Annotated in this window: 27 protein-coding genes; 6 read left to right on the top strand and 21 right to left on the bottom strand. The window is 48.0% G+C overall.

Translation table 11 applies throughout. The features are described from left to right. Window positions 1-215: 215 nt before the first annotated feature. Both map and NST08_RS15905 read right to left on the bottom strand, forming a co-directional pair. The gene (map, locus tag NST08_RS15910) at window positions 216-962 is read right to left on the bottom strand and encodes a type I methionyl aminopeptidase (protein WP_341341974.1); all 747 of its coding nucleotides are present in this window, start codon (window positions 960-962) and stop codon (window positions 216-218) included. 5 nt (window positions 963-967) lie between these two features. Next, on the bottom strand, window positions 968-1,570 hold the full coding sequence (locus tag NST08_RS15905; RefSeq protein ID WP_210094856.1) for a TetR/AcrR family transcriptional regulator: 603 nt from the start codon (window positions 1,568-1,570) through the stop codon (window positions 968-970). A 292-nt stretch (window positions 1,571-1,862) separates the two neighbouring features. On the opposite strand from NST08_RS15905, the gene NST08_RS15900 reads away from it, so the two are divergent. The 3 genes from NST08_RS15900 to NST08_RS15890 all read left to right on the top strand — a co-directional run bounded on the left by NST08_RS15900 (window position 1,863) and on the right by NST08_RS15890 (window position 4,782). Beyond that, window positions 1,863-2,321, top strand: a complete 459-nt coding sequence (locus NST08_RS15900) for a DinB family protein (RefSeq protein WP_251534843.1) — start codon at window positions 1,863-1,865, stop codon at window positions 2,319-2,321. Between the two features lie 87 nt (window positions 2,322-2,408). After that, entirely contained in the window at window positions 2,409-2,984 is a 576-nt protein-coding gene (locus tag NST08_RS15895; protein ID WP_251534842.1) for a TetR/AcrR family transcriptional regulator, read from the top strand. 250 nt (window positions 2,985-3,234) lie between these two features. Beyond that, complete coding sequence (locus NST08_RS15890; protein ID WP_251534840.1) at window positions 3,235-4,782, top strand: serine hydrolase domain-containing protein; 1,548 nt, start codon at window positions 3,235-3,237, stop codon at window positions 4,780-4,782. 281 nt (window positions 4,783-5,063) lie between these two features. Here the strand turns inward: NST08_RS15890 and NST08_RS15885 are convergent, their stop codons facing one another. The 7 genes from NST08_RS15885 to NST08_RS15855 form a co-directional block, all read right to left on the bottom strand. Further along, window positions 5,064-5,549 carry a DinB family protein gene (locus NST08_RS15885; protein WP_251534838.1) on the bottom strand — a complete coding sequence of 162 codons (486 nt, stop codon included), beginning with the start codon at window positions 5,547-5,549 and terminating at the stop codon, window positions 5,064-5,066. Window positions 5,550-5,904: 355 nt separating this feature from the next. Next, window positions 5,905-6,201: a putative quinol monooxygenase gene (locus tag NST08_RS15880; RefSeq protein ID WP_007128069.1), complete on the bottom strand. Its 297-nt coding sequence runs from the start codon at window positions 6,199-6,201 to the stop codon at window positions 5,905-5,907. Window positions 6,202-6,211: 10 nt separating this feature from the next. Beyond that, entirely contained in the window at window positions 6,212-6,850 is a 639-nt protein-coding gene (locus NST08_RS15875) for a nitroreductase family protein (protein WP_251534836.1), read from the bottom strand. Between the two features lie 23 nt (window positions 6,851-6,873). After that, window positions 6,874-7,335: a MarR family winged helix-turn-helix transcriptional regulator gene (locus tag NST08_RS15870; RefSeq protein ID WP_007128071.1), complete on the bottom strand. Its 462-nt coding sequence runs from the start codon at window positions 7,333-7,335 to the stop codon at window positions 6,874-6,876. A gap of 223 nt (window positions 7,336-7,558) precedes the next feature. Beyond that, window positions 7,559-8,767 (bottom strand): MFS transporter, encoded by a 1,209-nt coding sequence (locus NST08_RS15865; RefSeq protein ID WP_341033340.1) that lies wholly within the window; start codon window positions 8,765-8,767, stop codon window positions 7,559-7,561. 389 nt (window positions 8,768-9,156) lie between these two features. Continuing rightward, entirely contained in the window at window positions 9,157-9,594 is a 438-nt protein-coding gene (locus tag NST08_RS15860; RefSeq protein WP_007128073.1) for an Rrf2 family transcriptional regulator, read from the bottom strand. A gap of 35 nt (window positions 9,595-9,629) precedes the next feature. Further along, window positions 9,630-9,845 (bottom strand): hypothetical protein, encoded by a 216-nt coding sequence (locus tag NST08_RS15855; RefSeq protein WP_341033339.1) that lies wholly within the window; start codon window positions 9,843-9,845, stop codon window positions 9,630-9,632. A gap of 444 nt (window positions 9,846-10,289) precedes the next feature. On the opposite strand from NST08_RS15855, the gene NST08_RS15850 reads away from it, so the two are divergent. Next, window positions 10,290-11,243 (top strand): ABC transporter ATP-binding protein, encoded by a 954-nt coding sequence (locus tag NST08_RS15850; RefSeq protein ID WP_445669837.1) that lies wholly within the window; start codon window positions 10,290-10,292, stop codon window positions 11,241-11,243. A gap of 2 nt (window positions 11,244-11,245) precedes the next feature. Then, a complete protein-coding gene (locus NST08_RS15845) occupies window positions 11,246-12,079 on the top strand; it encodes an ABC transporter permease (protein ID WP_341341973.1) in 834 nt (277 codons plus the stop codon). Window positions 12,080-12,269: 190 nt separating this feature from the next. On the opposite strand, the gene NST08_RS15840 is transcribed toward NST08_RS15845, so the two are convergent. The 6 genes from NST08_RS15840 to NST08_RS15815 form a co-directional block, all read right to left on the bottom strand. Next, complete coding sequence (locus tag NST08_RS15840) at window positions 12,270-12,953, bottom strand: DUF3995 domain-containing protein (RefSeq protein WP_144869872.1); 684 nt, start codon at window positions 12,951-12,953, stop codon at window positions 12,270-12,272. Window positions 12,954-13,044: 91 nt separating this feature from the next. Beyond that, complete coding sequence (locus NST08_RS15835; protein WP_251534830.1) at window positions 13,045-13,599, bottom strand: TetR/AcrR family transcriptional regulator; 555 nt, start codon at window positions 13,597-13,599, stop codon at window positions 13,045-13,047. A gap of 357 nt (window positions 13,600-13,956) precedes the next feature. Next, a complete protein-coding gene (locus NST08_RS15830) occupies window positions 13,957-15,183 on the bottom strand; it encodes a copper amine oxidase N-terminal domain-containing protein (protein ID WP_341341972.1) in 1,227 nt (408 codons plus the stop codon). A gap of 289 nt (window positions 15,184-15,472) precedes the next feature. Continuing rightward, window positions 15,473-16,201 carry a VOC family protein gene (locus tag NST08_RS15825; RefSeq protein ID WP_213615641.1) on the bottom strand — a complete coding sequence of 243 codons (729 nt, stop codon included), beginning with the start codon at window positions 16,199-16,201 and terminating at the stop codon, window positions 15,473-15,475. A gap of 377 nt (window positions 16,202-16,578) precedes the next feature. Then, the gene (locus NST08_RS15820) at window positions 16,579-17,460 is read right to left on the bottom strand and encodes a Vgb family protein (RefSeq protein ID WP_445933647.1); all 882 of its coding nucleotides are present in this window, start codon (window positions 17,458-17,460) and stop codon (window positions 16,579-16,581) included. 40 nt (window positions 17,461-17,500) lie between these two features. Further along, window positions 17,501-17,989 (bottom strand): DUF6022 family protein, encoded by a 489-nt coding sequence (locus tag NST08_RS15815; RefSeq protein ID WP_007128082.1) that lies wholly within the window; start codon window positions 17,987-17,989, stop codon window positions 17,501-17,503. Between the two features lie 124 nt (window positions 17,990-18,113). On the opposite strand from NST08_RS15815, the gene NST08_RS15810 reads away from it, so the two are divergent. Further along, a complete protein-coding gene (locus tag NST08_RS15810; RefSeq protein WP_244152642.1) occupies window positions 18,114-18,869 on the top strand; it encodes a MerR family transcriptional regulator in 756 nt (251 codons plus the stop codon). A gap of 244 nt (window positions 18,870-19,113) precedes the next feature. On the opposite strand, the gene NST08_RS15805 is transcribed toward NST08_RS15810, so the two are convergent. The 6 genes from NST08_RS15805 to NST08_RS15780 form a co-directional block, all read right to left on the bottom strand. Further along, window positions 19,114-20,532: a sensor histidine kinase gene (locus NST08_RS15805; RefSeq protein ID WP_341341970.1), complete on the bottom strand. Its 1,419-nt coding sequence runs from the start codon at window positions 20,530-20,532 to the stop codon at window positions 19,114-19,116. Further along, the gene (locus NST08_RS15800) at window positions 20,529-21,242 is read right to left on the bottom strand and encodes a response regulator transcription factor (protein WP_251534813.1); all 714 of its coding nucleotides are present in this window, start codon (window positions 21,240-21,242) and stop codon (window positions 20,529-20,531) included. The genes NST08_RS15805 and NST08_RS15800 overlap by 4 nt, the downstream gene beginning before the upstream one ends. A gap of 138 nt (window positions 21,243-21,380) precedes the next feature. Then, window positions 21,381-23,582 (bottom strand): M1 family metallopeptidase, encoded by a 2,202-nt coding sequence (locus NST08_RS15795; protein ID WP_341341969.1) that lies wholly within the window; start codon window positions 23,580-23,582, stop codon window positions 21,381-21,383. A 62-nt stretch (window positions 23,583-23,644) separates the two neighbouring features. Then, window positions 23,645-24,013, bottom strand: coding sequence for a YxeA family protein (locus NST08_RS15790; protein WP_251534809.1), 369 nt, complete (start codon window positions 24,011-24,013; stop codon window positions 23,645-23,647). Window positions 24,014-24,026: 13 nt separating this feature from the next. Continuing rightward, the gene (locus tag NST08_RS15785) at window positions 24,027-25,955 is read right to left on the bottom strand and encodes an ABC transporter permease (protein ID WP_341341968.1); all 1,929 of its coding nucleotides are present in this window, start codon (window positions 25,953-25,955) and stop codon (window positions 24,027-24,029) included. Next, window positions 25,942-26,709, bottom strand: coding sequence for an ABC transporter ATP-binding protein (locus NST08_RS15780; protein WP_341341967.1), 768 nt, complete (start codon window positions 26,707-26,709; stop codon window positions 25,942-25,944). Before NST08_RS15780 ends, NST08_RS15785 begins: the two co-directional genes overlap by 14 nt. Window positions 26,710-26,809: the final 100 nt, after the last annotated feature.

The following is a 26,809-nucleotide window of genomic DNA, read 5'->3' as shown; positions in this document are numbered from 1 at the left end:
TTTTGACAATAACATGACCGTTAAAACAAAAAAAGGCCGCTTCTACGCGGCTTATAAGCTTGTATGTACTTGTCGTCATACATCCCCTATAGAGTGTCTTCCCAAAAAATTAGCTCGTTTCCCTTATGGTGCCCATACAAAAACGCGAGATAATGATGGTCACGTTTAATAAAAAAACTAGATTTGAAATCGGTTTGTAATCATAAAAGTTAATTCTATTGTGCCGTCAATATAATCGGGCCATCCGCAGTAATGGCGATCGTATGCTCGTACTGTGCGGAAAGCGAACCGTCAGCGGTTCTCGCGGTCCATCCGTCGGCATCAATCGTCATTAACGGTGTTCCGGCATTTAGCATCGGCTCGATCGTAAATACCATCCCTTCCTTCAAGCGGAACCCTTTACCCGGATTTCCGATGTGGGGATAATTAGGTTCCTCGTGCATCTCCCTTCCCACGCCATGTCCGAGCAGATCGCGCACCACCGAGAATCCGTTACGCTCGGCATAGGTTTGAACCGCATGCATGACATCGCCGATCCGGTTTCCGACCACCGCTTTTTCGATACCAAGATATAAGCATTCCTTCGTTACCTGCATCAATTTACGGGCTTCGTCCGACACCTCACCGACCGCATAACTCCAAGCTGAATCGCCGATCCAGCCATCCGCCTCCGCGACGATGTCGATTGTGACGATGTCGCCTTCCTTGAGCGGCTTCCGGTTCGGAAAACCATGGGCGATGACGTCGTTGACAGACGCGCATGTCGCAAACGGATAGCCGTTGTAGCCCATCGTATAAGCCCTGGCGCCATTCTCCTTCAAAAACCGCACCGCGAACGACTCGATATCGAGCGTTGTGACACCCGGACGGATCATATCTGCAATGGCTTGGTGAAAAGCAGCGACAATGGAGCCCGCTTTTCTCATCTCTTCAATTTCAGAGCTCGATTTCAGGATGATCATTCCATTTATCTCCCCTTTGACTGTAAAGCTGAAAAAATCATCTCGACAAACCCTTCCACATCCAACTCGCTCTGCATGTTGTGGTGGATGTTCAATGCTGCACAGCCTATAAGAGAGCCAAATATCAGATTTGCTGTTTTCTCCGGGGATTTGGAGTCGATTCCTTCACGAATCATTTCCACAAAAGGCGAATAGATCCGCTCCTGAAAATCGGCAAACAGCTTGATGAACCGGTTTCCGGGGAAGTGATGAAAATTATCCGCAACCGATTTAAGCAAAATAAATACGGAAGGATCCTGGATGCACTTCCGCAGGAGCAGCCTGGAGAACGACTCAGCTTCATGCGAACGGCCGCCCTCCCCCGTCAAAGCGGGCTGAACTGCCGACTCCGTTCGATTCAGGGCATCCCACAGTAAATCTTCCAAAAGCATTTGCTTATTTTTGTAGTAATGATACACGGTTCCGTAGCCGAGCTCTGCCTTGACCGCAACATCGCGGATTTCCAATTGAATCCCCTTCTCCAAATAAACCTCAGCAGCCGCTTGCATAATTTGGTTCATCCGTATCTCCCGGATCGCATCATTCTGTTCTTTGGTACGTGGTGACATGGCTCCTCCTTTTTTGACCTGCTGATATGTCTATGTAAAACCAATATACATCATGTGGAAATATAGATCAAGTCATTCGACGCTGCCTTCTGATGGACTGCCCATGACATGCAATATTTGATGATTCTTAATACAATACATAAAAGCCGCAACTGATGCGGCGATTCTTATCGTTCAATAAATTTGGATGCAAACATCGTTATCCGTTGCTCCCTTCTCCATAAATAAGTTACACTGACACATGATAAACCTTTGCCAACCTCTACCTACTCTATTTTTATTGGAGGCTTTTATGAAACTCGCTACCTTTTTTCCTTATCGGAACGACGCAAGAAAGATATTGATTCCTTATTTAAATCAATTAACTGAAGCACAGTGGTATGCAAGGCATCCGGACCACCCGAATTCCATCGCTTGGATCGTTGAGCACATCGCTCGCAGCGAAGACGAATGGATTAACGTGATTGCTCTTAAAGAAGAGCGGCGGCTCAAAGGCGTTCTGGATCACCCACAGCAGATTCTCCAGGCATATATCGACATACGTAACCATACTGACCTCAAACTTAGCGCCATGGAATACGATGAAGACGAGCCAGCCATACAGCTCCCTCATTTTTCAGACGGTTGGGAACCGCCTTCACCGCCGACGCTCCGATGGATCTTCCATCATATTTTCGATCATGAGTCGTACCATATCGGTCAAATCGGCGTCATTGCACGGTTGAACGGATTCGACGGACCGCTTTTCTGACTAGGTGTGTGCTGTTGACAGAACTTATGCATTGTGCTTCAATATGAACGAATTTAAAAATATTCATTCCGAACGGAGTAATGAGTCATGAGCAAGAAAGAAGACATCTTTAAATGCGGGAAGGAGATATTCAGTTCAAAAGGATTCAAGAAGACCAGCATCGCGGAAATAGCGAAATTAGCCGGCATTGGCGTTGGAACGTTCTACAATTATTATTCATCTAAAGAGCAGTTGTTTTTAGAGATCTATATCCAAGAAAATGAGAACCTCAAGAAACGACTTTTCGAATCGCTTGATTTAGAGCAAGAACCGCTGGAGCTGATAAACCAACTGGTAACGAAGAATATCGAGGCCGTTAACACCAACCCAATTTTGAAGGAATGGTACAACCGGGATTTCTATAAGGAACTGGAGCAGTACTACAGGCAAGAAGGCAGCAAAAATCTGGACTCCTTCCGAAGTCTTTACACAGAGCTATTTAAAGCCTGGAAGTCTGCAGGGAAAATCAGAGCGGATATTGATGAAGAGCTACTCCCCGTTTTCTTTGATTCGTTGGTTTACATCGATACGCATAAAGATGAAATCGGTATCCAATACTTCCCTCAAATTATTCAATACCTAGCGGAATTTATTCTGAAGGGCCTAACGGATCATCCTAGATGATTCATGATAGGCCTTTCCTTTAACCATTGGGTGAATGAATATAAATATATTCATTCTAGCTTCCGTGCATAAATGAAAGTACCGATTCATAAACGGTAGCAAAACCGAATGCAATCTATTTTGGCAAGCGGTCAATCTTATGAAGTTAATCTAGCGTGAACTTTGCTGCCCTTCGATTTTGACATCAAGAATATACTCGAATTTTGAATCAATGTGCAGTTAAAAATAATGGGGTTCGGGTGGTATGAAAATGAATATTAGGAAAGTGGCCATCATTGTAGGAAGTTTATTGATCCTCAGCCTGTTTATTTCCACGCTGGGCGATGGAAGCTCGAAAGCAGAGGGCAATGGAGATTCTGACTTCTCCGAAGTGGATGCGTATATTGCTCGTGAGATGGAAAGGCAAAACCTGCCGGGTCTGGCTCTCGGGATTGTACAGGGGGATCGCATTCTTTACCTGAAAGGATATGGTCAAGCTGATTCTTCGGGCCGTCCTGTAACACCCGAAACGCCTTTTGGAATAGGCTCGATCGGAAAGTCAATTACAGCTATGGCCGTTCTGCAGCTTGCGGAAGAAGGAAAACTTGACATAGATGCACCTATACAGCGCTACATCCCTGCCAAATTCAAAGGTGCACAGTTTATTACTGTACGTCAGTTACTAAACCAAACAAGCGGGTTCTCCCAAATCTCGACTTTTAGCAATACGCTGTCAAGCATCAATGACCAAGATCAAGATGCTCTGGAGAAAAACGCCTTATCTTATGCGGAAAAGTTTTTACAGAATACCACGCAAACCGAACATTCCTATAGGTATTCAAACGCTAATTACGTACTGCTTGGCTATATTGTGCAACAAGTGTCCGGCCAATCGTATGGCGACTATGTAAAGGAACATATTTTTAGTCCACTTTCTATGCAGAACAGCTTCGTTACGCACGATGAAGCAGCCGAGCACGGGTTAGCTACGCCATACCGGCGCATATTTGGGCACAATATTGCTTACGATGGCCCTTATATTTTTATTCCAGGGGATGCTCCGGCGGGGTATCTTTATTCCAGTGCAAAAGACATGAGCCATTACTTGATCGCACAAATAAACGGCGGCAGCTTTGAAGATGATTCTGTGCTCTCTCCGGAAGGTGTGCGACTGATGCAGACCGAACCTGTGCCGGGAACGTATGCCATGGGTTGGATGTCGGGCCGCATGAACGGGATGCCGGTTATTGGTCAGCCGGGTGGTTCAATAGGCTTCCAAGCCCAAACCTATATTGTTCCTGAGCAAGAGCTGGGCGTTATCGTTTTCTCCAACGTACTGGGCGCGATCGATTCCACTTTTCTCAAAACGCATGTCATTACGACTACCGATATTGCTTCCGGTGTCATTAGCATACTGAATGGGCATCCGTTTGAAGGAACATTTCTTAGCATTTCGGTGAAATATTTGCTTATAAATGGACTCATATTCGTGCTAAGCGCTTGGGGAATATACTCGACCGCTCGTACTGCGAAGCGCTGTTTTGGCTTCAAGAAGCCTGATCCTGATACTGCAATATCGATTAAAGTTGTATCGAAAATTGCTCTGGAATTCGCAGGCCCTCTAATCATCCTGATATTGAGCACGACGAAAATCATGCCAGTATGGCATATTGCCACCATCTATCAGCCGGACGTCATTTTATGGGTAAAGATCATGTCTGTGCTTATGGCAATGAAGGGAAGCATGGAATTGACTCAGTTGATTCAGTCGATTCGGCTTGACAAAAAAAACGAGCAGCGGTTCCGCCACCAAGGATGACGAACCGGACGCGAACCCTTTGGAGAGAGGTTTCGTTCATCACAACTTTTTCACCCGCCAGACATTACGGTCGGCGGTTGGTGTCGATGGCAATCTTATTCCCGGGCATTTTTTCGTTGGTATGAGTGCCCTTCTACCAGAAGCATATAACAACAGCCGTTTCTCGGGTTTCCACCGGGTAACGGCTGCTCATCATCTCTTGAATTTACATTTCGTTGTTGCAAGAGATATATTCCTCGTGTATATCCAATACATCAACGTGATTTATCGAATAGCCTTCTTCAACGTGATTTATCGAATAGCCCTCTTCGAATCAGGTTTGCCGTAACCGGCTTCTTTCCGATTTCCCGTGACCATATAGACAACTGACCGATATGGTGAATTTCGTGCGCGATCACGTGCCGCATCACCTCACCGAATGTAAAGTATTCCTGCTCCCCGTCCTGGTTTGTGTCAACCATAATACGGTCTTCCAGGCTATCATTCCAAGCATAGATGAAAGGTGCAATTTCTGCATGGGTCCGATCCGAATAATCCCGTAATCCTTGCACGCTGGCACACTCCTCGAACGAAGGGATGTCAAGCTCCTTCCCTTGCAAATCCCCGCACAACCAAGCATATTCGACGGTCACGATGTGATACAGTGTGTAGAGAATGCTGCCTATGCCTCCGGTCCGTCTTGCCAGTAGCTCTTCCTCGCTCACCGTATCGCACCAGTAAAACCAATCTTTGCGAACCTGCCAGTTATATTCGAATAGTTTCAACATGTCGCCGCCTCCTGAAATAAAGACTTTATTACTCCTAACCATAGTTCGCGATCTAATCGAAATATCCTCCGTCTATGAAGACTTGCTTAGATGCATCCACGCTTTAGGAAACTTACTTCAACTATAGGCTTGAAACATTGACAGCATAATGTCAGTGTTTCAAATGTTCTATGCATTACGTTAACATCAACTATTCGTAATTAGAGTCGATTGCGAATAATCCTGGATCCTTTTCGAATTGCAATCCAAGATTTTGATACGCATAATATCGAGCTGATTCTTTCGCGCATAACGGGATGCAAAAAAAGGTCAACCCTCAAGGGCTGACCTTTTTTTTTGACTTTTGATCTTGAATTTATTTACGGATAGGCTGACCAGAAAAAGCTTGAACATCTAACGGAGCTGCCAGATATTTCGGTGCTTGGGCAACGAACGCCTGAAAGTGGCTGCTTGCATTGTGAGCCCCCACTGCTTCTTGATCTTTCCACTGTTCAACCATCACGTAGGTGTCATCCTCTTCTGTATCCTTCAAGAGCTTATAGGACACATTCCCTGCTTCCGCGCGGGATGACTTTATAAGATCTTGTACGGACTCCAGAAATTCTGCTTCCAGTTCACGGTTTACTTTCATTTTTGCATGAATAATAATCATGTCCATAACCTTACTTCCACTCCGCAACGCGGTCAATTGGAAGACGAGTTGTTCGACGTGCCTCTTTAGCGGCTTTACCTACAGAAATCAGCATAACCGGTACATAACGTTCCTTCTCCATACCAAATGCTTCCGCAATTCTGGATTTGTCATAGCCGCCAATCGGGTTTGTATCATATCCATGGGCACGAGCAGAAAGCATCAGCTGCATGGATACCAAGCCGCAATCAATAAGAATCATTTCGCGGAAAGCTTGTGCTGGTATACGTGCAAAAAGATCCGTATAGTTTGCCATCATTTGATCTTTGATCTCTTGCGGCATATACCCTTTTTCCACAGCGGTCCCCATAATTTCGTCGGCATTGTCAAATGCGTTCATATCCCCGAAAACGGCAATGACGGCAGAGGAAGTTGTAACTTGCGTTTTGTTGCCTGGCGCAAGCTCTTCAAGCGTAGCTTTACCTTCCGGGCTATCGACAACCAGAAATCTCCAAGGCTGAAGATTGACGGATGACGGCGCCAAAGTCGCTTCTTCCAAAATTTCAGTCATTTCCTCGCGGCTGATTTTGACCGCTGGATCGTACACACGCACGGAGCGACGGGAAGTAATAATTTCTTTATAATCATTGTTTAGGGTAGTTACAGTCATGATATTCTCTCCTTTTATCTCTATTATGAGTTAGTCTTGCTTATTTCTTTCATTTGTTGAATCTTGCAGTTCAGCTTCTGTAGAGCTTGAATCATGCCAAGTCGTTCCGATTCCGTAAGATCTGCCTGCAGCTCCTCCATAAATCGGTCTTTCTCCGCTTTAAACATCGCTACCTTTCTCTTACCTTCTTCGGTTAGCTGAACCAGCGTAATCCGATTATCGCTCTCACATCTTGTTCGCAGAAGTATTCCTTCCGCTTCCAGCTGCTGAACATGACGGGTCACCGCAGCCGGATCAATAGACACTGCCTTCTGCAGATCCGATTGGCTAATCTGGCCGCCCGTCAGTTTGCACAGGAGTTCGAGCCGATTGGGACTTACTCCTGCACATCGTTCAAACCGGGTTGCAATATGCTTGTTTAAATGCATTAACAAGTACAGCAGGTCCTCTGTATGACATGTAGAGATGATAAATACCTCCTTCAATTCATTGACTCCTCAATGATTGATGGGTCAACCATAAATCTTTATTTATCAAAAATCAAGTCCTTGGGAGAAAAAAATATCGACAACGGTTCTATTCAGGGGCCAGCTTACGGAACTATTCTGCTCCTGATCGTATCAAATTACGTTCCAAAGCAAACCAGCGACTACAGTTTTATAAGTTTGCGCCCGCCGTAAGATTTGTTCATCATGTTTGTTGCGTAGCTTATCCAGAAGCGCCCGAATCGTCTGCGGCGGGCGAGTGACCTGAATGTGCCTCACGCCGCTCCAGGCGCAGGCTCACTGCGAACAAGACGAGTGACATCGCCGTCATAGCGCCAGCGAAATAGCCGATTTCCCCGGCGGTGGCGAAACGCACGACGGCTCCACCAGCCGACGCACCCAAAGCGCTTCCCACGTAAAGGACGGAAGACTGCAGTGACAGGACGATGCCTGACGAAGGTCCTGACAGCCCGATCAGCCGATGCTGCTGCGCAGGATTGAACATGTAGCCGCTGAACCCGTACAGTGCCATTGCACTCACCGCCAGTACGAGAATGCCGGGACGGCCGGCAAAGCCGTTCAACGCAGACAGAAGGAATAGCGAGGCCGTGAGCATGATCAGCGCCAGCGGGACCGTCCGATTCGGGCCGATCCGGTCCGCGGCGATGCCCCCCGTCCGCACCCCGATGAAGCTGGCGATACCGGTCAGGCACAGCACGACGCTGATCATCCGGCCACCAGCACCGTAGCCGGCGAAAAGTTCGGAAACGTACGTAAAGAGCGAAAAAATTCCGGTAGCCCAAGCGAGCGTTGTCAGCAAGGCGGATAGCAGCTCCGGCTGCTTCAAATACGACAGTCTCTCACACATGCCGACCGCCCCAGCCGGTGCCACCCGAGGGAACTGCAGCTGGATAGCTAGTGCAGCGAGCAGCGTTACCCCGCCGACGATCCAGAACGTCATGCGCCAGTCGAACGTCAGGGCGACCCACGTCCCGAATGGGACGCCCAGGATCAGGGAGACGGTCTGCCCAGCTACGACGATCGACACCGCACGCCCTCGCTTTTCAGGAGCGGCCAGCGTAGAGGCGGCGGCGACTGCACCCGGCGAGAAAAGGCCCGCTCCCAGCGCAGCGACGATCCGACCTGTTAGCATCCAGCCGTACGAGGAAGCGAACCCGCACACCACGTTTCCGACAGCGAGCAGCAGCAGCGAGCCGAACAACAGTGTCCGGCGCTCCATCCTCCCTGTTAGTGTCGTCAGCAGCGGCGACGACACGGCATAAACGAGCGAGAACGCCGTCACCAGCTGTCCGGCAAGCGCCGTCGACACGTGCAGCGCCGCCGCCAGTGTCGGCAGCAGACCGCCGATCATGAACCCTTCCGTGCCGATCGCGAAGGATCCGAGCGCTAACCAAAAAATTCGTTTGTCCATGAAATCCTTCTCCTTAATCTAAAATCGACTCTTCAATGGAACTGAATAAGTTACAATGTGCAATATAAACACGCTTGGTTTGCGGCGACAGCCTGAACCATTCATGCCATCAACACAACTGAACCAGTTACATTGAATGCCTAGATGCGCCGCTTCCGTTCTAAACTGAACTTGAAATCTTCCTCCTCCTTCTCATTGCAACTGAAATAGTTACATTGATTAGCGTAGAAAAAGACGCGGATCGGTCTTAATCAAACGGCAAGCCGGATTCCTTGCCGGGGTTCTCGGACCGGCCGGAATCCAAGCCAGCAGTTGTGTCTGATCGGTCCATCATTTCTGACAGCCCACCAGCGAGCGACTCTTCTCAGATGTTTGCCGTTGTAGCGGCATCACAGTTTCCCGTGCTCAAGCGCTGAAGCGACCAGATCGCCGATTGACTCCTGTGCCAGCCGGAGCTTCAACGCTTCCTCACTGTCCTCATAAACCCGCTGCAGGGCAGGCTGAATGCCGTGGCCGATAATACAGCTGGGGTTCGGCTGGCTGTGGTGCATCTCGAACAGAGGTGTCTGCACAACAGCCTCATACACGTCCAGCAGGCTGATATCTTCCGGACGGCGAGCTAGCTTCCAGCCTGCCCCTGTCCCGCCATGCTGCACGAGTACCAGGCCCGCCTTCGCGAGCTGTCCGAGAATCCGCCTCAGAAAAACCGGGCTCGTTCCCACGCTGTTCGCGATCCGGTCGGAAGGGAAAAATTCGTCCTTCTCCGCCCAGTAGGCCAGCCAAGTCAAAATATGAAGCGCAATTGTATAACGGCTAACGATGGCCATGTTCGGCATCCCCTTTCAATAAAACCATTATAGTTTCATTGAATCCCACCAGTCAACGATTTCCTATCCGCATAGGAAATGCACGCGTCATATTGATGAGTATCGAGTATCGATAAATTTTCATAATCATTAGTTACGATTAGCCGAGATTCTCCATCCAGTATCTTTTCAAGTTCTTTGGCTACAGGCCCAAGCGGATGCCAGGCACCTGCATTATCATCGCCAATCCGCAAAATGTTCTTTTTATCCATTTCAACCAACTCCTCCATAATGTTGTACTACGGTAGGAAGACGGCGGAAATAGCAAATGGACGCAAAATTTCTAAAATAAAAATTCATTTGAAGTGTGGGGTGAAATTGTGTTGGATATTACCGTAATTTCGCGCAAGAAGTTATTGGGGGTTACACGGAAGAAGATGATGTCTCTCTAACAGCTATAAATTTCCTGCCAATCAAAGCATTGGACTAAGGAGCATAGCAGCTTTCTCCGTCCTCCGACGGAGACGAAAACCATTCTACCGCCCGTCACTCCATGGAAACACATTACGATATCTTTAGAGTAACGTCTGCTGATTTACCGTTAAGCACGCTATTAGAATCATCTCATCAAACGATTAAGCAACCAACGAATTCAAACTCTCATGAGGTTCAGACACGCAGCAGCAAAACCATACGAACAGAAAGGGGCAAGAATCTTGAAGCTGATTTATCAATTGGAGCATGTGAATAAAACGTACAAAAAAGGAAAGGTTGTCGCCAATCAAGACATAAGCTTCGACGTTCAACAAGGAGAGATTCTCGGCTTGCTCGGTCCGAATGGCGCAGGCAAATCCACGCTAATCAAGCAGATGGTAGGTCACCTGGCTCCCACCTCAGGTACGGTTCGTTACAAAGGAACCAGCGTACAGACCCAAACCAAACGAGTTGCCCAGGAGGTGGCATACTATTCGCAAGAGCCTCACGCCCTGACCAGTTTAAAAACCTGGGAAGCTTTGTATTTTACGGGAAGATTGCGGGGGCTGACGAAGGAGTCCGCCGTAGAGCAAACAGAGGAATTGTTGGAACGCTTTGGTATGCAGGATCTCCGACATAAGCTGCTGAAAAACGTTTCCGGCGGACAGAAGCGGTTAATCGGGATTGGAACTTGCTTGATCGGGTTTTCCCCCGTCATGATTCTGGATGAGCCGACCAATGAACTGGACCCGAAAAAGAGAAGGCTCGTATGGGATCTGATACAAGAACGTAATTGCCAAGGTGTCACCGTCATCTTGGTAACACACAACGTGCTCGAGGCCGAGCAGGTCGTGGACAGAGTAGCTGTTGTAAATCATGGCAAGCTGCTCGCCATCGATCATGTCAGTGTGTTGAAACAAAGGGTCGATCAGCGGATGAAGCTGGAAATCACGACCTCCTTAGGCGAAAGCGATTATGTTTGCCAAAGCTTAAGTGCACTGGGTCACTGGACCAAAATGGGAGAAAACCGAATCCGGACACTGATTGAGAAGCAAGACGCCAGCCGCGCGATTGACGCCCTGACTGAGAAGCAATTACCGATTGAAGAATACTCGTTGGTTCCGCCGAATCTTGAAGACGTCTATTTTCATATCGATGACGAACAGGATAAGCCTGCCGAAGCGGAGGTGGTCTAAACATGGAAAAAATTCAACCATCCATGCAAAGCCGAGACTTTCAACTGCAAGAAGCGGTCTTTCTCCAAGGGCAAGAGCATCAGGGCTCCGTTCGCCGCCGCATCATGGAATGGCTGATCCTGGCACGCATTCAGTTCACGATCATCCGCGAGGCGTGGGTTTGGATCTTCCTTATGGCATGCATGTTTCCATTAACGACGCTGCTGTTTCTCAAATTCTTTACGCTCGACCCAACCCCGGCTGTCATGACCCGCATCATTACGGGGAATATGCTATTCGGCTTAATCGTCATGGGACTCAATTCCATGGCTCAGGAGATATCTTGGCAGAAGCATCAAGGCCACTTCACGTATTATTCGTCACTGCCGATTGCCAAGGTAAACTTCATCTTCGCCAATCTGCTGCGCGGCTTGATCATGAGCGTACCGTCTTTTATCATCCTGGCGATGATTGGCCAACTTGCTTACGGCATACAATTCCACTACAGCTGGGGACTACTCCCTGTTTTGCTGCTCACTGTCTTTAGCGTGGTTGGCGCCGGTGTTCTGATCGGCTTCTGGTCGCCTAGCCATCAATTGACGAATATGCTGGTTCAGGCGTTGATGATGTTCATTTCATTTCTGACGCCAGTCATGGTGGATATGGATCAATTGCCTTCGATCCTGCAGTGGCTTTCTTATATCTTCCCAACCACTTACGCCGCTGAGGCCATGCGGGAGGTGCTGATTTCGGGCTGGTCCGGGTCTGTCGCCTGGAATACGCTTGTACTCTTGCTGTTCTCGCTGATTTCCATCGCATTGATCTTGAAAAAGGTAGATTGGCGTGTTGAGAAGTAGGAAGAGGTAAAGCCCATTGCTATGATATGTCAACGAAATCGCCCTTTCCCTCCTTGTCTGCTTAAGGCATCGTTCCATACTTCCGAAAGCATTTGCAAGCAGCTAAGACGCTGCAAGAGGCAGCTGATCGTTTGATCAGCTGCCTCTATACATGGTTTATCATTGCATCTGAACTCCCTCATGACTCTTCTTAAAAAAAGCTTAGTTTATCAACAAAGTCAAAAACGATGGCCGCAACAAAAATCGCAGTAACGATAATGGTGATCCACGAGAAAATCAGTGTGCCCCGTCGCAAAGCAGAGAGTGAAACGCCTCTTGTTTGCACATAATAGGCTGCTGATAAGCTTGACAATATCCCCATGATGAAAAACCATGGTTGGTATACAAACAGATCCCACAGCGCATCGACACGCATATCCACGTCTCCGCTAAATGCCGGCGGCATTTTCAAACTTATGAGGCCTGTCAAAAAGAGGACTCTTGTAATGATTCCTGCAGCTCCATGGGCGATTAAAAAGACAGAGCAAATCAGCGTTGGGAATAACAATAATCCTCGGTAAACACTCACTCCACCGATCCATGGAATCCATGAAGGGACAACCCTCCCCCATGGTTTTACGAGTCCCAACAGAATAAACCCGCACAGCATAATAATTACACCAACTACGTAACTTGCTTTATAAATGCCTCCAGTGGGATCAATAATTGGAGCTGAAAGGCCAATGGTTCCTCCTGCGGCCTGATAGAATCGGACGAAAACCGCATACAGGAGAGCCCAGAAGCAGCCAACATAAGCCGCCCATTCTGACGTTTTTGTAAAGCGTGCATACTTTTTCCAACCAATAGCGAAAGATGAATCAACATTACGTTCCATTACTCAGCACCCCCTCATTGGTAACAATTGAAAGTCGATTCGCGTAAGCGAAAAGCCCGTCATTGATAATTCCTACTACACCTCGTAGTACCTACACATCTTTTATAGATACCTGAATATTGAAAGCTTTCTGTACTTCCCTGTAAAGTTTCACTAGATCTTGCTCCTTAACAGGGGGCAGGAGCTGTTGACTTCCTACATGGAGACTGTAAAATATTAGCGCCATAGTACGAGCACGTTCACGATCTCTGTAGAGAAGGAACATCATCTCCTCAAGGTAATCGATTCGCCTTTGATCAATTCGTTGCTGGTAAGAATGCACAAAGGGTTCCATTAACGCCCAAGCACGCACAGCCACCTCCAGGTTTTGATTTCGGCGTATCGATTTCTCCATGACATATTCGAACTTATCAAGGGGTGAAAGTTGTTGTTCCGCGAACTCAATGGTATTCAGTGTTCGTTCTGTTTCATATAGAGAAAGCAGACTTTCTTTATAGTCCTGCCAACTCTTGAAATGATGGTAGAATGCCCCCTTTGTTACCTTTAAACGTCCTATGAGCGTTTCAATGGTCAGGGAGGCAGCCCCTTCTTCGGATAAAATCAGAAATCCTTCCTCTAACCACTGTCGTTTTTTTTCTGTGACCATTCAAAATTACCCTCCATCCAAAAATTCCCTCAACAAAACCATACCATACGGTATGGTATGTTTCAATGTTTTGTTCCAGCATGATTGGTGCTGCAAACAGCAAAGCGCTGTAAAAGCTACAAAGGAGGCTAGTTCTTGAGTTTTACCGTGGCATCGGCTTGAGCAGGATAGGATTTTTTAAAATCTGACATGATTTCAAGGCTTAGGGTATATTTCGTTAAATTGCTGGCGAACCCCTAAAAGCAAAAAAAGTCGCTAAATCAGCGACTTTCAATGGGACTAAATCTCGTCTGCTTGTTGTCTTCAAAGCCCGGAGTCAGGCATCCAAGAGGTGTTTATCATTTCATAAATAGCCTCTTACTGCATGTCCTTCCAGCTTTTAAAATCGTGAATGGCGAAGCCTGCATAGCTTGCATAGTGCGCCAATTGATTATGGGCGGACTGTAACTCTCTTTCCATCACTTCACTGCTCATAGAATGGAATGAAACCCGCGGCCCTTCTGTGCTTTCGAGCGTCTCTACAGCTACCACAACCTTCTTCTTTAGCGTTGAGGCTTCTCTCAGTATGGCCTGCGCATTGTCCACAATTCCATTGCTGCCTAATGCATGATTTCGATAATTCATGATGACCAGGGAATCGAACTTCTCCAGCAACCATGCGCTCATACTGTAATCCGTCCCCGGTACATTTATCGTATTCAGCCAAAACGGAACGTCGACTGCGATGTTCAAGCCGCTCCCTTTGGTTTCTTTCTCGATCAGTCTCATATTGTCCATCCAGCTTTCAAGGATGATCTTATTGTCATTTGACCATTCACTTAGCGCATACGGTTCAATATCAAGATGCAATCCCGAAAACCTTGCTTCCGGGCCAACCGATGAGTTATAGGCTTTCACCCACGTTATAAATTTTTGAATATCCTCCTGCTTAGATGTATAGGCCCATTCGGGACGACCCTCAAGTGCCTCCACTTGAATTCCTGCGCTCTTCGCTTTTCGAATAAAGCTCTCATATACTGCCGGTTCAATATCTCTGTCGATCTGAAGATAAATAGACGTTAACCCTTTTGTTCTTGCGAAGATAATAATTTTGTCTTGATCCTGTCTCAGGATGGAACTGTCCCATATCCACGTGCCTTTCGGAACTCGGGCCACTGAAGTCATGATGCTTACCCGATTGCTTGAGGGCTGCCAATCCACAATTGCATGCAAGGCCTCGCTAATGAAGCGAAGCGGGACCATCGTGCGACCGTTTTTAAGGACCGCAGCCCCTTTAAAATCCACTCTTTTTCCATTCACCTGTGCATGATGATCGCCAATCACCAACATTATGTTGTCACGTTTAAGTGAGATCGTGATTTGTTTTAATTCTCCGTTCCATTTCGCAGTAGCTCCGAGCTTGTCGGAGACAAAAGCAAGGGGAACCATCGTAAGGTTCGTTTTTGGATCGACGTATGGGTGCTCATCTGGGAATTGTACTTCACGGCCATCCACGGATACTCGGACTTCAGATGCGTAGATAACGGTGTGAAACGCAGCTAAACTTAGCATGATCGCTACAGTGCACACAAGCAATTTTCTCATGGGTGACTTCCTCATCTATTTAAATTTAGTTCTTACTACAAACGCAAGGTCCATAACGAAATGATAAGGTATGTAATAATTGGCACTTCTTATGTATTTTACCGAACCAAAGGCGATGATCCCATAGGTCGCTGCTCCCAACTCTTGAGTCGTTTGACGCCTCTCAGGCAAGGTTTGCCCTGCAGCGAAGAGCAGCCTTAGCTTCATAGGCGGACTTACGAGTTTAAATACTCGGCAATGGCAGTTATCAGTCGTGACAGAAACTACTTATAGGTATAGGCCATCCCGCTCAGGATGGCCACAATGTATTGTTTACAACACGAATGAAGTAGGGATACGGCTCCAATTGAAACTCCCCTTCGTTAGGATCGAGAATCGTCATTCGAATTGGGTGAACCTCCGGAATCTTCATCGAAGGATACCACCCGATGGCCAAATCCCCCAAGATGAACATACCATGCTCGTCACCGAGCATTTGAAACATCTTTCCGTCCCCGATATAACGCGTGACGTCGAACCGAGAATCAAGGCGCTGGATGGCATCCGATATGCTTCCGTGAAGGGGAAATCCGATCTCGCTGACATTCAGAATGGATTCGTGACCGAACGGTTCAGTCGAGGCATTGTCCATCCGATGCCGAGCGATGAACTCCAGCAGATTCCCCGAAGGATCCTCGAAATAGAAGGCATGTGCATCCGTTCCTTCAAAATATGCAATGTCTTCGTTTGCCTGGATTCCTGCGAACGGAAGGGGCGCAGCGGAAAGCACCTCACAGCCTTTGGCTTGAAGCCAGCTTTTCGCTTCGCGGATTTGGTTCTCGGGGATATTCATTGCCAGATGGTAGGACGGCAGCACCCCTTCCTCCTCCTCTTGAATGAAAGTCAACCGCGTTTCCCCGACAACGATCGTGATTGAATGCTTCGTTATATCTGCTAAAGCGAATCCAAGTCTTTCTGTGTAGAATTCCTTCATTTCGGCTAACCGGGCGGTTCTCAGTTCCAATTCGATGATTTTCATCTTACTACCTCCTCTAGATAATTGAGTTAGACAGGATTTGCAGCCACACGCTGTCATTAAACAAGACTGGAAGGAGGCGGAAAATGTGACAAAATAAAAATGCAATTAAGTAAAAGAGACCCACATTGAGCTAGGGCAAGAAAGTATTTTACTCCAAAGAAAAAAGCCGCATATTATGCGACCTGCGAAGCGATTACATCTCGATTAAAAATTTCCCCATCGTGGTTTCCTACGAACGTTTTGCGATTTGTTGCCCAAATTGGGTTTGGGATTCAGGTGACAGCATCTCTCGAGGCTCTGTCAGCATCTCTCGAGGCTCTGTCAGCTTCTCTGCTGGCCGCCCGCGAGGGGCAGCATGAGATGATCGTCTCATGCTGTTAAGGAGAGATGATGAGACGTCCAATCTGGTTGCACTCTTCAGCGAACCAAATGTCACCCTTTGTGCCAATCGCTATACCGTGGGGCTCGGCGTGATTAGTCGGGATTGGATACTCTGTAATCTTTCCTTGAACCGTAATTCGACCGGTTTGGTTTCCACCCCATTCCGTGAACCAAAGATCCCCATTTTCCCCGGATATGATAGCATGGGGCTTGGCATTCGATGTCGGAATCATATATTCCGTAACCTCGCCAGATGTTGTCATTCTTCCGATTTTATTGCTCATGATTTGCACAAACCATAATGCCCCGTCAGGACCGCTCGTAATGCCTACAGGTCCGGAATTTGGTGTTGGAATCGGAAATTCGGTTACATCACCTTCAGTAGTTATTCTACCGATTGAATTCCCTTGATTCTGCGTAAACCATAATGCCCCGTCTGAGCCGGGAACAATAAATGAAGGGAATGTGTCTGAGTTAGGCAACTCAAACTCGGTCATCTCCCCCGACGCAGTTAACCTTCCGATTCTGCCGCTATTCATTTCTGTAAACCAGATGGCACCCTCACGATCTTCGGTTATGCCGAAAGGGGCTGAATTCACGACAGGAAGTTCATATTCTGTAAAATAGCCATCGAGCGACATTCTACCAATCTTATTGGCTTGATACTCGGTAAACCACAAGTCCCCGGTCCGATCCGATATAATCGACATCACTCCGGCACTCTCTGTCGGCAGGGGGAACGAAGTGATCTCGCCTGCGTCATTAATTCGTCCAATCCGATTGCCCCGTTGTTCCGTAAACCACATGGCTCCATCTTTTCCCCTCGTTATTCCGTATGGCCCGGAATCCTGCGTTTTGACTATATATTCATGTATCATGACCTTCACACAAATTACCTCCCCAAAAAGCGATTTATTCTTATTCCATAATCCGTCGAATCCCTTTTGCGATTTGTTCTCTCTCATGTTCGCGCAGCGAATAGAGCACAGGTGCCCTTGGAATATCGAACTTCAGATGAGAATGAGGGATTTCGGTTAACAGAGTTCCAATGGGCTGTTGACCATCCTTACGGCGTATAACGTTCCAGAATATTCTAGATCGTTTATCTTCGGTCCCCCATTTTTCAAGCGAATTACGAAATATCAGACATTTCCCGATTACGAAATCATGTTCCTTGAGGGGCTCCGCTGCAATGAACCCCGCGTCTTCAAGGCTGTCAAATAGTGCGGGCATCAGCTGGTCCAAATACCGTCCATAGGCAGCATCCTCGATTTCGCGAAAAGCGGTCGTTAACTCATCCAACATCGCATCGTATAATGTTTTCCATTCGGATTCGATGTACTGATTACCTGCCACGCAAATTTCCTCAATGGTCATATCAGAACGCAGTACTGGTTTTACGGTCATATAAACTCCTCCTTGAATTGAATTAACTTCATCATACAACATGTAAGCCAACTGGAAGGTTCAAGGAAATTACATGAAGGAAATGAACAAAATATCCAGAATAACATTGCAAAGGTTTTAATGTTTGCGCATTTTTGCCAAAGGTGGGGATCACATGGGCTTTCGCCCCAAAAAGCTTGCAGAAAAATACGGGCTAAGCAGCAACACGCTGCGAAACTATGAAGCAAAGGGGCTGATGCCTCCTGCAGATCGATCTTCCAACGGATATCGTATGTATACAGAACGGCATGAAGCTTTTCTGGCATGTATTCAAGCCATGACAGCCGCATTTGGGATGGAAGTAACCAGCCAGGTCATGCATTGTCTTAGGCGAAATGAGCTGGATGACGCGTTGTGGATCGTCAGGGATCGAGAGGTCATGCTTCATCGGGAAAAAGCAAATTTAGATCAACTAATAAGGGAGCTGAAATCGTATTCTGAAGGTAGTCGAGCTCACGACATTAATCATCATTTCAGCATCCACGAGGTTTCCAGACGGACGGGGGCTTCGAAATCGGCAATCCGTTACTGGGAGCAATGCGGCCTGTTCACTACGGAGCGAGACCCTGATAACGATTACCGGTTTTATCACGAAGCGCATCTCTTTAAAATTCGATTGATTCAGGTGCTGCAGAGCGCTGTTTATTCCGAGGAAACCGTGAACTTGAAGCAATCCGTTGCACGTTTAGATCTAGAGAACATCGAGGATTCGATGAAGGTTTCTGATCGTATCCAAGTTCACTTGAACAAAACGATCAAACTTCAGATGCGCGCTCTCTATTTTCTATATCGCTTGATTGAAACAATAGACAACTCGGAAACAACCGCGGCTGATCATTAATCGGTTCTCCAGTACTGCCGTCTTTATGATTTTATGAATTAACATCATTAAATTTCTACACTTGTACCAATACCGTAAATAGTATAGAAGCCGCAGCTATCATTTCTGATAACTGCGGCTTCCTGGTTAATCAACGATCTTTGACGACCATCGATTTGCTTAACTTGGGTTTGATCTGGGCTTGTTTTTTTCTATTGCCCCATCGTCTAACAGGTATTTCTCTACGCCAAAGGATTTTCGCTTCTTAAGCTTGAAGCAAGATCTCGATTCGCGTTCCGCGAAGTAGCTCGCTGTCCACATGGATTTCGCCACCATGCGCCTTCACGATATCGTTGGCGATCGCCAACCCGAGGCCGGATCCTTTATGAAGCTCTCCCGTATGGGTCCCGCGGTAATACCGGTCAAAGATCCGTTCCAGCTCTTCTTCCCGGATCCCCTTGCCATGATCCTCGACAACAATTCGAACGTTATCGTCCTTCTTTTCGACGGTAACTAGAATGGAAACATCCTCATCGTTATGAACCACCGCGTTGTAGATCAAATTGGTGACCGCCCGGCGAATCAGGATGTCGTCAGCCTCCAGGAGGATTACTTCCTCGCTGTACTGGAAATCGATATTCCGGTTACCGTAACGGGCATCGTTCAACGTATCGATGACAGCGCTTCGGACGAGACTGACGATGTTAACTTTTTTCAGATTCAGCGTCAATCCCTTGTTTCTCAGACGGGTGGACAGGTTCAGGTCCTCGATCACGTCTTTCAAATAGTGCGACTTCCGTTCAATAATTTCCGCGTAATCCCGCATTTCCTCGACCGTAAACTCATAATCCCTGTCCCGCATCATTTCGGCGTACCCCTGAATCGAAGCAAGCGGGGTTTTGATATCATGCGAAATGTTCGCGATCCACTCCTCTTTCATCCGGTCCAGCCTTTTCCGTTCCAATTCGCTTGCACGCAGCTCCTCGGTCAGCATGTTGACGTTGTAAAACACGTCCTTATAGATGCCCTTCGTTTCGTGATGTAACTGGTAGTTTTTATGTGCCAGCTGTTTAATCCCGTCGATGAGCGCGGAAAGCGGCCGGGTTAACCTCTTGCTGAACAGATAAGCGATGCAGAGTGCAATGAAACCGTCGACGCAAATCACGGTCACGATTCCGATTTGAAGAAAACGTCCGACCTTCCGAATATCATAGGTGAAGATATTCCGCTCCAGATAAGGGTCCTGAAAGCCGATCAAATAGCTGTAGCGCTCCCCGTTCCCCTGCTTCTCCCCGATAAATACGGTCGACATCAGTTCTTTTTCCATGTACTTGTAAGTCTGAACGATATCCATCGGCGTATATTTGGTTTTGGCTTCCCGCGGCACTCGAAAGCCATAGACTTGATTACCGTTTTCGTCCAGGACTTGAATCCAGGCCTGATTGCGCTCAAGCGTCTCCTTTCCCTGTCCGGTGATGTCCATTCCCGATTCGGAAAGGACGATCTCTTGCCCGAACGAGCGGGTGATGGCCTCGGCTGAATGGTCTCCGTGACGAAGCGGATACTTTGGCGATTCACTCTGATATACATAAAGCCCGATGATCACGAAAAGGTTAATGAAAATGACGATAACGACAATGAGAACGACGGATGCCAAATATCTCCCGGTCAGCCGCCATTTCATCGCACGGTTTCCTCCACGGCCAGCTTATATCCGAGCCCCTTTACAGTCACCAAAAATTGCGGGCTTGAGGGATCCTCCTCGATCTTTTCCCTCAGCCGCCGAATATGGACCATGACCGTGTTGTCATAACCGAAGGAATCCTCCCCCCACACCTGATCGTACAGGCTTTCCTTGCTTATAATCCGGTTCGGGTGCTTCAGCAAATAGCTAATCAGGCCAAGCTCTTTCGGTTTGAGCTCAATAATTTCGCCGTTTTTCTTCAGTTCCAATGTATGTTCGTCAAGCTCGAACGGGCCGGCCTTCAGCGTATGTTCTTTCTTTATCTCATCCTGCGCAGTCTCCGTTCTTCTGAAGCGGGCTTTGATCCGGTAAGCGACTTCCTTCGGACTGAACGGTTTGGTGATGTAATCATCGCCGCCGATGGCAAATCCGAGGATTTTATCGATTTCCTCGTTCTTGGCCGACAAGAAGAATATCGGCACGTTCGAAACGCTCCGGATTTTTTTGCATACATCATACCCTTCGCCATCCGGGAGCATGATATCTAAAATGACGAGGTCGGGCTGCTTGTCCTGAAACCGAATCCATCCTTCTTCGGCGGAAGAGGCGGCATACACATGCTCGAAGCCTTCCTTATGGAGTACGGTTTGCAGAAGCTTGACGATATCCTCCTCATCGTCGACGATGAGGATTGTTTGACTTAGCGGCAATCGGTTCGATCTCCTTTCTGGAAGCAGGGAAAAAGACCGGCAGCTAAAACCTGCCAAGTCTTCATCAATCATTTTCCCCGCCCTTCCAATACTATAACCATATATCGTAATGGGCAATATTGGCCAGAGACTCTGCTATTATTCTTCGCCGAAAAATTTCGCCATCGGGTTAGCGATCTTTTTATCTGTTGCGACCTGGCCTGTTTTGTTCAAAACGTAATACTGATAAAAGTTGCCGCTAAAACCTAGCGATTGCAGCATCTTCTCCGCAAATGGTTCGACCGCGTTGTCGCTCAAGGCGTCACCGTTCCAGAAAAAATGCAGCAGTAGACGGTTATGATTGTAAGGATGCTTAATGACGTATGCGCCCGAAGCTGCCTTTTGGTTCATCCTGCTTTTCCAGTCGAAGCCGATGGCCTTCGATTTCTGGATGATTCCGGGCTTAAGCGCCTGGATGAGTCCGTTCGTTTTCGCGCTGCCGATGGCAATGATATTGCTGGTTCCCAGCTCCTTTTTCAGCTTTATCTTAAGTGTTTGCCGATCGGAAACGACCTCGTATGGAATGCCCATGATTCCAAGGGTCCCTTCAAGCTGTGCCAAGATCGTCTGCTGCTGCTTTTTCGCTTTGCTGCCAGCCTGATCACTCACCACGATTGCCAACGGTTCGCCTTGCAGCGCCTTATCCACGATGCGGCTCATCGTTTCCGCCGGAAGATTCGCAATTTGGGCCAGAGAAGAATGGTACGCGGCTTTAAACTGTTCACGCCAATACGAAGCCTCTTCCGCCTCAGACAATCGGTATTCGGGCTTTAGGGCAAACTGCGGATCATGCAGCGCCTCGTCCATTTCCTTTCGTGCTTCATTTCCGAGCGTATCCTGAATCGTCTGCAAAAGCCCTTGGATCGTCGCGTTTTTGTAATGGTACCGCTTGAAATATTCCTGCATGAACGCATCGAAATTGTCCTCGCCCACCTTGCGGTACAGCTGGTAGATGGCCTGGCGTCCTTTTTTATAAAAGACCGGGTTGGCCTCGCCCCCCGCTTCCGTATTGTTTGAGGCGATCGGCTTGTCTATAAAAGACACATCATCGACTTGGATCGAATTGAACCCGTTCAGCTTATCGCCCTGTTTTTCTGCAAAATACACCATCGAAAAATCGGCAAACCCTTCGTCCAAAAACGACTCTTTCTCCGAATCGTTGCCGATCAAGGAATGGAACCATTGATGGGCGATCTCGTGCACGAATGTGGTATCATGCGCCGGATCGCTATTGGGCCGGATTTGCCCCATTTGGATAACCCGGGCAAACTCGACCGCCACACCCTCTACGTACGACTCCGCGATCCTGAACTCAGGGTAAGGATATTTCCCGTATTTTTCACTAAAAAATTGAATAGCTTTAAAAGCGGTGTCGATGTATTCATCGACGAGTTTTTTCTTCTCCGGCAAATTGTCGAAGTAATAATATTCAATGGTCAGGCCGTCACGCGTTACGCGCTCAACCTTATAATTCGGACTGGCAAAAAAGACATGCTCCCGGGTGTTATTGGCAACGGCGGTAACGACTTTCCGGCCGGGCTCTTTCGGGTCCGCCTGCGTGGTGATCGTCCCCGGCATCAGCACTTGATAGGCTTCCGGCACGTTAATATGAACTTCGAAATCCGCTGAATCGTAATAATCGGTTTCGAAGGTCTTGCTGTACGGCTTTTTGTCCCACGCATGCTGGTTCTCGTCGTAGACCGACATGACCGGGAACCAATGTGCGCCGTTGATGATGTCTTTGTAATAGGACAGGCGCTGCATGCCGAATGGAATTTTCACCTCAAAACCGATTTCAACCGTCACCGCTTCCCCAGGCTTTAGCTCCTGCTTCAATTCAACGGTCAGAGCTTGATTGCTGTTAGAAAAAACTAATGATTGTCCGTCAGCAGCCGCGCTCCGGATATCGATGCCGCCAAGAAAATCTTCCGGCTTCTTCTGCGGATTTTCTTTCTGGATCTCCTCGTTGTTTCGTTTAAACATCGAAGTTTGGGTCGCTTGGGATCGGTTGGCATCGGCAAACGTATGGAATACGATTTCCCGCAGCGCATCTTTGGATGTGTTCCTGTAGGTAACGGTTTCGCTCCCTTTTATGTGCATGTTGTTCTCGTCAAGCCGGGCGTCGATCCTGTATTGGACCTGAGCATGCTGAGCCTGATCTGCCAGGACTGACCGGGCGGGTGAAGCCGCCGGCGCGGCCCAGGCTTGGGTGACTTGGATCGAGGGACAAGCCGCAAGCGCGGCAACCAGTGAGCAAGTCAGAGCTTTTTGGGATACAGATTTGAAATTTGTTCGAACCATAAGTGTTTCCCTCCTCATTATTATGTTTAGTAGACTGCATCCTATTTCCCCGGATGAAGAAATTATTGCCCGGCACCGCCCAGCTTCTGCTTCGCTTGTTCTGGCAGTTCACTGGCCTTTACTTCCTGGTAGGAACTGACTCCATCCCCCTTCACATAAATCCGCAAATAAGCGTCCTTGCGCAGCTCCTTGCCTGCCGTAAAGGTGAGGCTTTTTTCCTTTCCGTCAGAATTAAAGCCTTGCAGTGTGTATTCGTACGATACATACTTCTGTCCACTGTCAGACTTATCTTCCAATTTCTTTCCGTCTTGAGTAATCTGCACGTAGTATTGCTGCGCGCCGATGCGGTTCAAATTCACGTTTTGGATGAATAAGACAAATCCGACCAGAACGATCAAAACGATGGCTAAAGCGGTAATCCCTTTTTTCATTCCCGTTCACTCCTTATTTTGTATTGGTAACGATTTTGCAGTACGCATGCACTGTTAAGAAATAATAGATCAGGTAGATGAAAACATATGCGCCCATGCAGCTCACGACAGGCACGACCAGATTGGTCATCATCATTTTCGATAAGGCCGATAGGGCAACGGCGCAGTGGGCAATTCCGAAAGCAAGCGGCAGAGCAAAAATGAACAGCACTTGCTTGGCGACGGATTTGCGGATTTCCCGTTTCTTGACGCCGATTTTATGCAATATTAGATAACGGGCCTTGTCGCTGCCGGCTTCCGTCAGCTGTTTGAAGTAAATGATGCTGCCCGTCGCCGCCAGGAACACGAGACCGAGGAAACCGCCCATAAACATCAAGAGGCCGGTGGATTCCATCCCCCGCGAATAATCACCGTAAAAGCTTGAAAGCCCGGCTTTCTCCGGCAAAATCCCTTCCAGCTGCTTCGTTAACTCTTTCGCCTTGTCCTGATGGGTAATGCCGTAGGCTTCCACAGTCAGGGCCTTGGCACTCGGCTTAAGCTCCGCAAACATGTCATCGCTAACGACAATGGTGGAATAGACCGATCCAAGATTCAGCACGTTGTATTTTTTTAATGTATTGAAATGGATGGTTTTATTGATGCCGCTGCCCTTCAGCTTGATCGACGAACCGATATAGTCAGGCGAAATGCCTTCCAAATAGGCAGGTTCGAGCCCTGCGGCTTCGCTGCCTTCAAGGCTTATGGCATCGTCCCGCCCCTGCAGCTTGGCCAACCGGTTAAACTCTTGGCTCGATATGACCGTAAACGACTGCTCATCCCCTAAAGCGTTTTTCAGGCCGGAGGTAACGGCATCCACCTCGAGAAGAGGAACGGACTCATGGTAAAGCACCTTATGCCCCTCCGCCTGCCGGATCGCCTTATCGGCTTTCCCAGTCGCCGTGCCGTCCACCCCGATAAACATATAACTGTTCGGATTCGCGAGCTCCGCGTTCGTCCGGTTGTTGTAATACGTACTGTACGCGGTTCCGACTGCCGTCAGCGTTGTTGCGCTTAGCACGGCGATGATCGTCAGCGTTCGCGCGTTTCCTTTCATCCGGTACAGCAGCTGGGAGGTCCCGATCAGGTTCAGTCCGCGCCAGTAGCTTTTTTTGTGTTTGCGGGCCAGCTTCAGCAGCGTCACGGTCAATGTGTTGAACAGCAGATATGTGCCCAGGATAACCGATATCAAAATGACCAGCGGTGTCAGCATGTAGCCGATCGCCGCCCATGCCTTGGATGTAACTATATTTTGGAGCGCAAGCCAGTAACCGAACCCGATAAGCGCCACCGATAATAACGCAATGACCGCAGAAGACTTTGGTTCCTTCTCCCGCTCCTGATCCGCCCGGAACAGCTCGATCAGCTTGAACCGGTAAATCAAGCGATAGCCTTGGACCGATGTGATCAGCGAAATGATCATGAACACCACAAAAGTATTCAATATCGCAGCCGGAGAAATGGAGAAATCCGCCACGACGGCGTAACCCATCACCTTCATTAGTATCATGACAAAAAACCGACTGAGTACGGATCCAAGCGCGATTCCGATGATCAGAGCCAGAATGCCCATGAAGAAATTCTCGTAAAACAGCATCCGCCCGATCTGCTTTTTGCGAACACCCAGCAGCGAGTATAAGCCGACCTCTTTTTTGCGCTTGCGTGTGAAAAACGAATTGGAATACCAGATGAAGACCGCTACGAAAACGATCAGCACGACCGCTGCTCCGCTGAAAGCCGAGCTGATCTTCTGCGAACCGTCCGATGCCGATTGGATGGTGCTGTCGTATTTCAAGGATACGAACGTAAAATAAATGACGATGCTGAAGATCATCGAGGCAAAATAAAGAAAATAATTCGCGAAATTTTTCCGGATGTTTTTCCCGGCAATCTTAAACAGCGTCATGATGTCCACCTCCGAGCATGGCCAATACCTCAAGAATCTGCCCGAAAAATGCTTTTCTCGTCATGCCGTCATTATGAAGCTCTTTGAATAACCGGCCGTCGTTAATGAAAATGACTCGATTGCAATAGCTCGCCGCATAAGCATCATGCGTAACCATCAGAATGGTCGCTTGATTGTGCTGATTCAGCTTGCTCAAGCTTTCCAGCAGACCGGTTGCCGACTTCGAATCAAGCGCGCCGGTGGGCTCGTCGGCCAAGATCAGGCTCGGATTCGACACGATTGCCCGCGATGCCGCCGCACGCTGCTTTTGTCCTCCCGAAATGTGGTACGGGTACTTATCGAGAATCTCGCGAATACTGAACGTATCGGCGATTTCCTCAACCCGTCTTTCGATTTCGGCTGCCGGGACTTTGGAAAGGGCCAGCGGCAGCAGGATGTTTTCCTTGACGGTCAACGTATCAAGCAGATTGTAGTCCTGAAATATAAAACCGAGCTTATGACGGCGGAAATCTGACAACGTTTCCTCGTTCATCGAAACGATATTTTGCCCGTCAATCGTGATTTCGCCGGAACTCGGCGTATCGATGGTCGAGAAGATATTCAGCAGGGTCGACTTTCCCGCTCCGGATGGGCCCATGATGCCGACATATTCTCCTTCACTAATGCTCAGGTTGATATTTTTCAGCGCCGTATATAGGTTTCCTTTCGTGCCGAAGGTTTTGTTTACGTTGTTTGCTTGCAGTATGGTTTTCATGGGATCTCTCCTTAGGCGTCTCGTGAATGTATATCCAATCTTAAAGCTCGTATCTTACACCGTGTTAATCCCAACCTTACAGCAACCTTAAAAATAAACT

The sequence above is a fragment of the Paenibacillus sp. FSL K6-1566 genome (genome assembly GCF_038050475.1).
In the GTDB taxonomy this organism is placed as follows: Bacteria; Bacillota; Bacilli; order Paenibacillales; family Paenibacillaceae; genus Paenibacillus_AQ; species Paenibacillus_AQ lactis.
The sequence above is the reverse complement of the archived record's forward strand: the minus strand, read 5'-3'. Positions and strand labels throughout refer to the sequence as shown.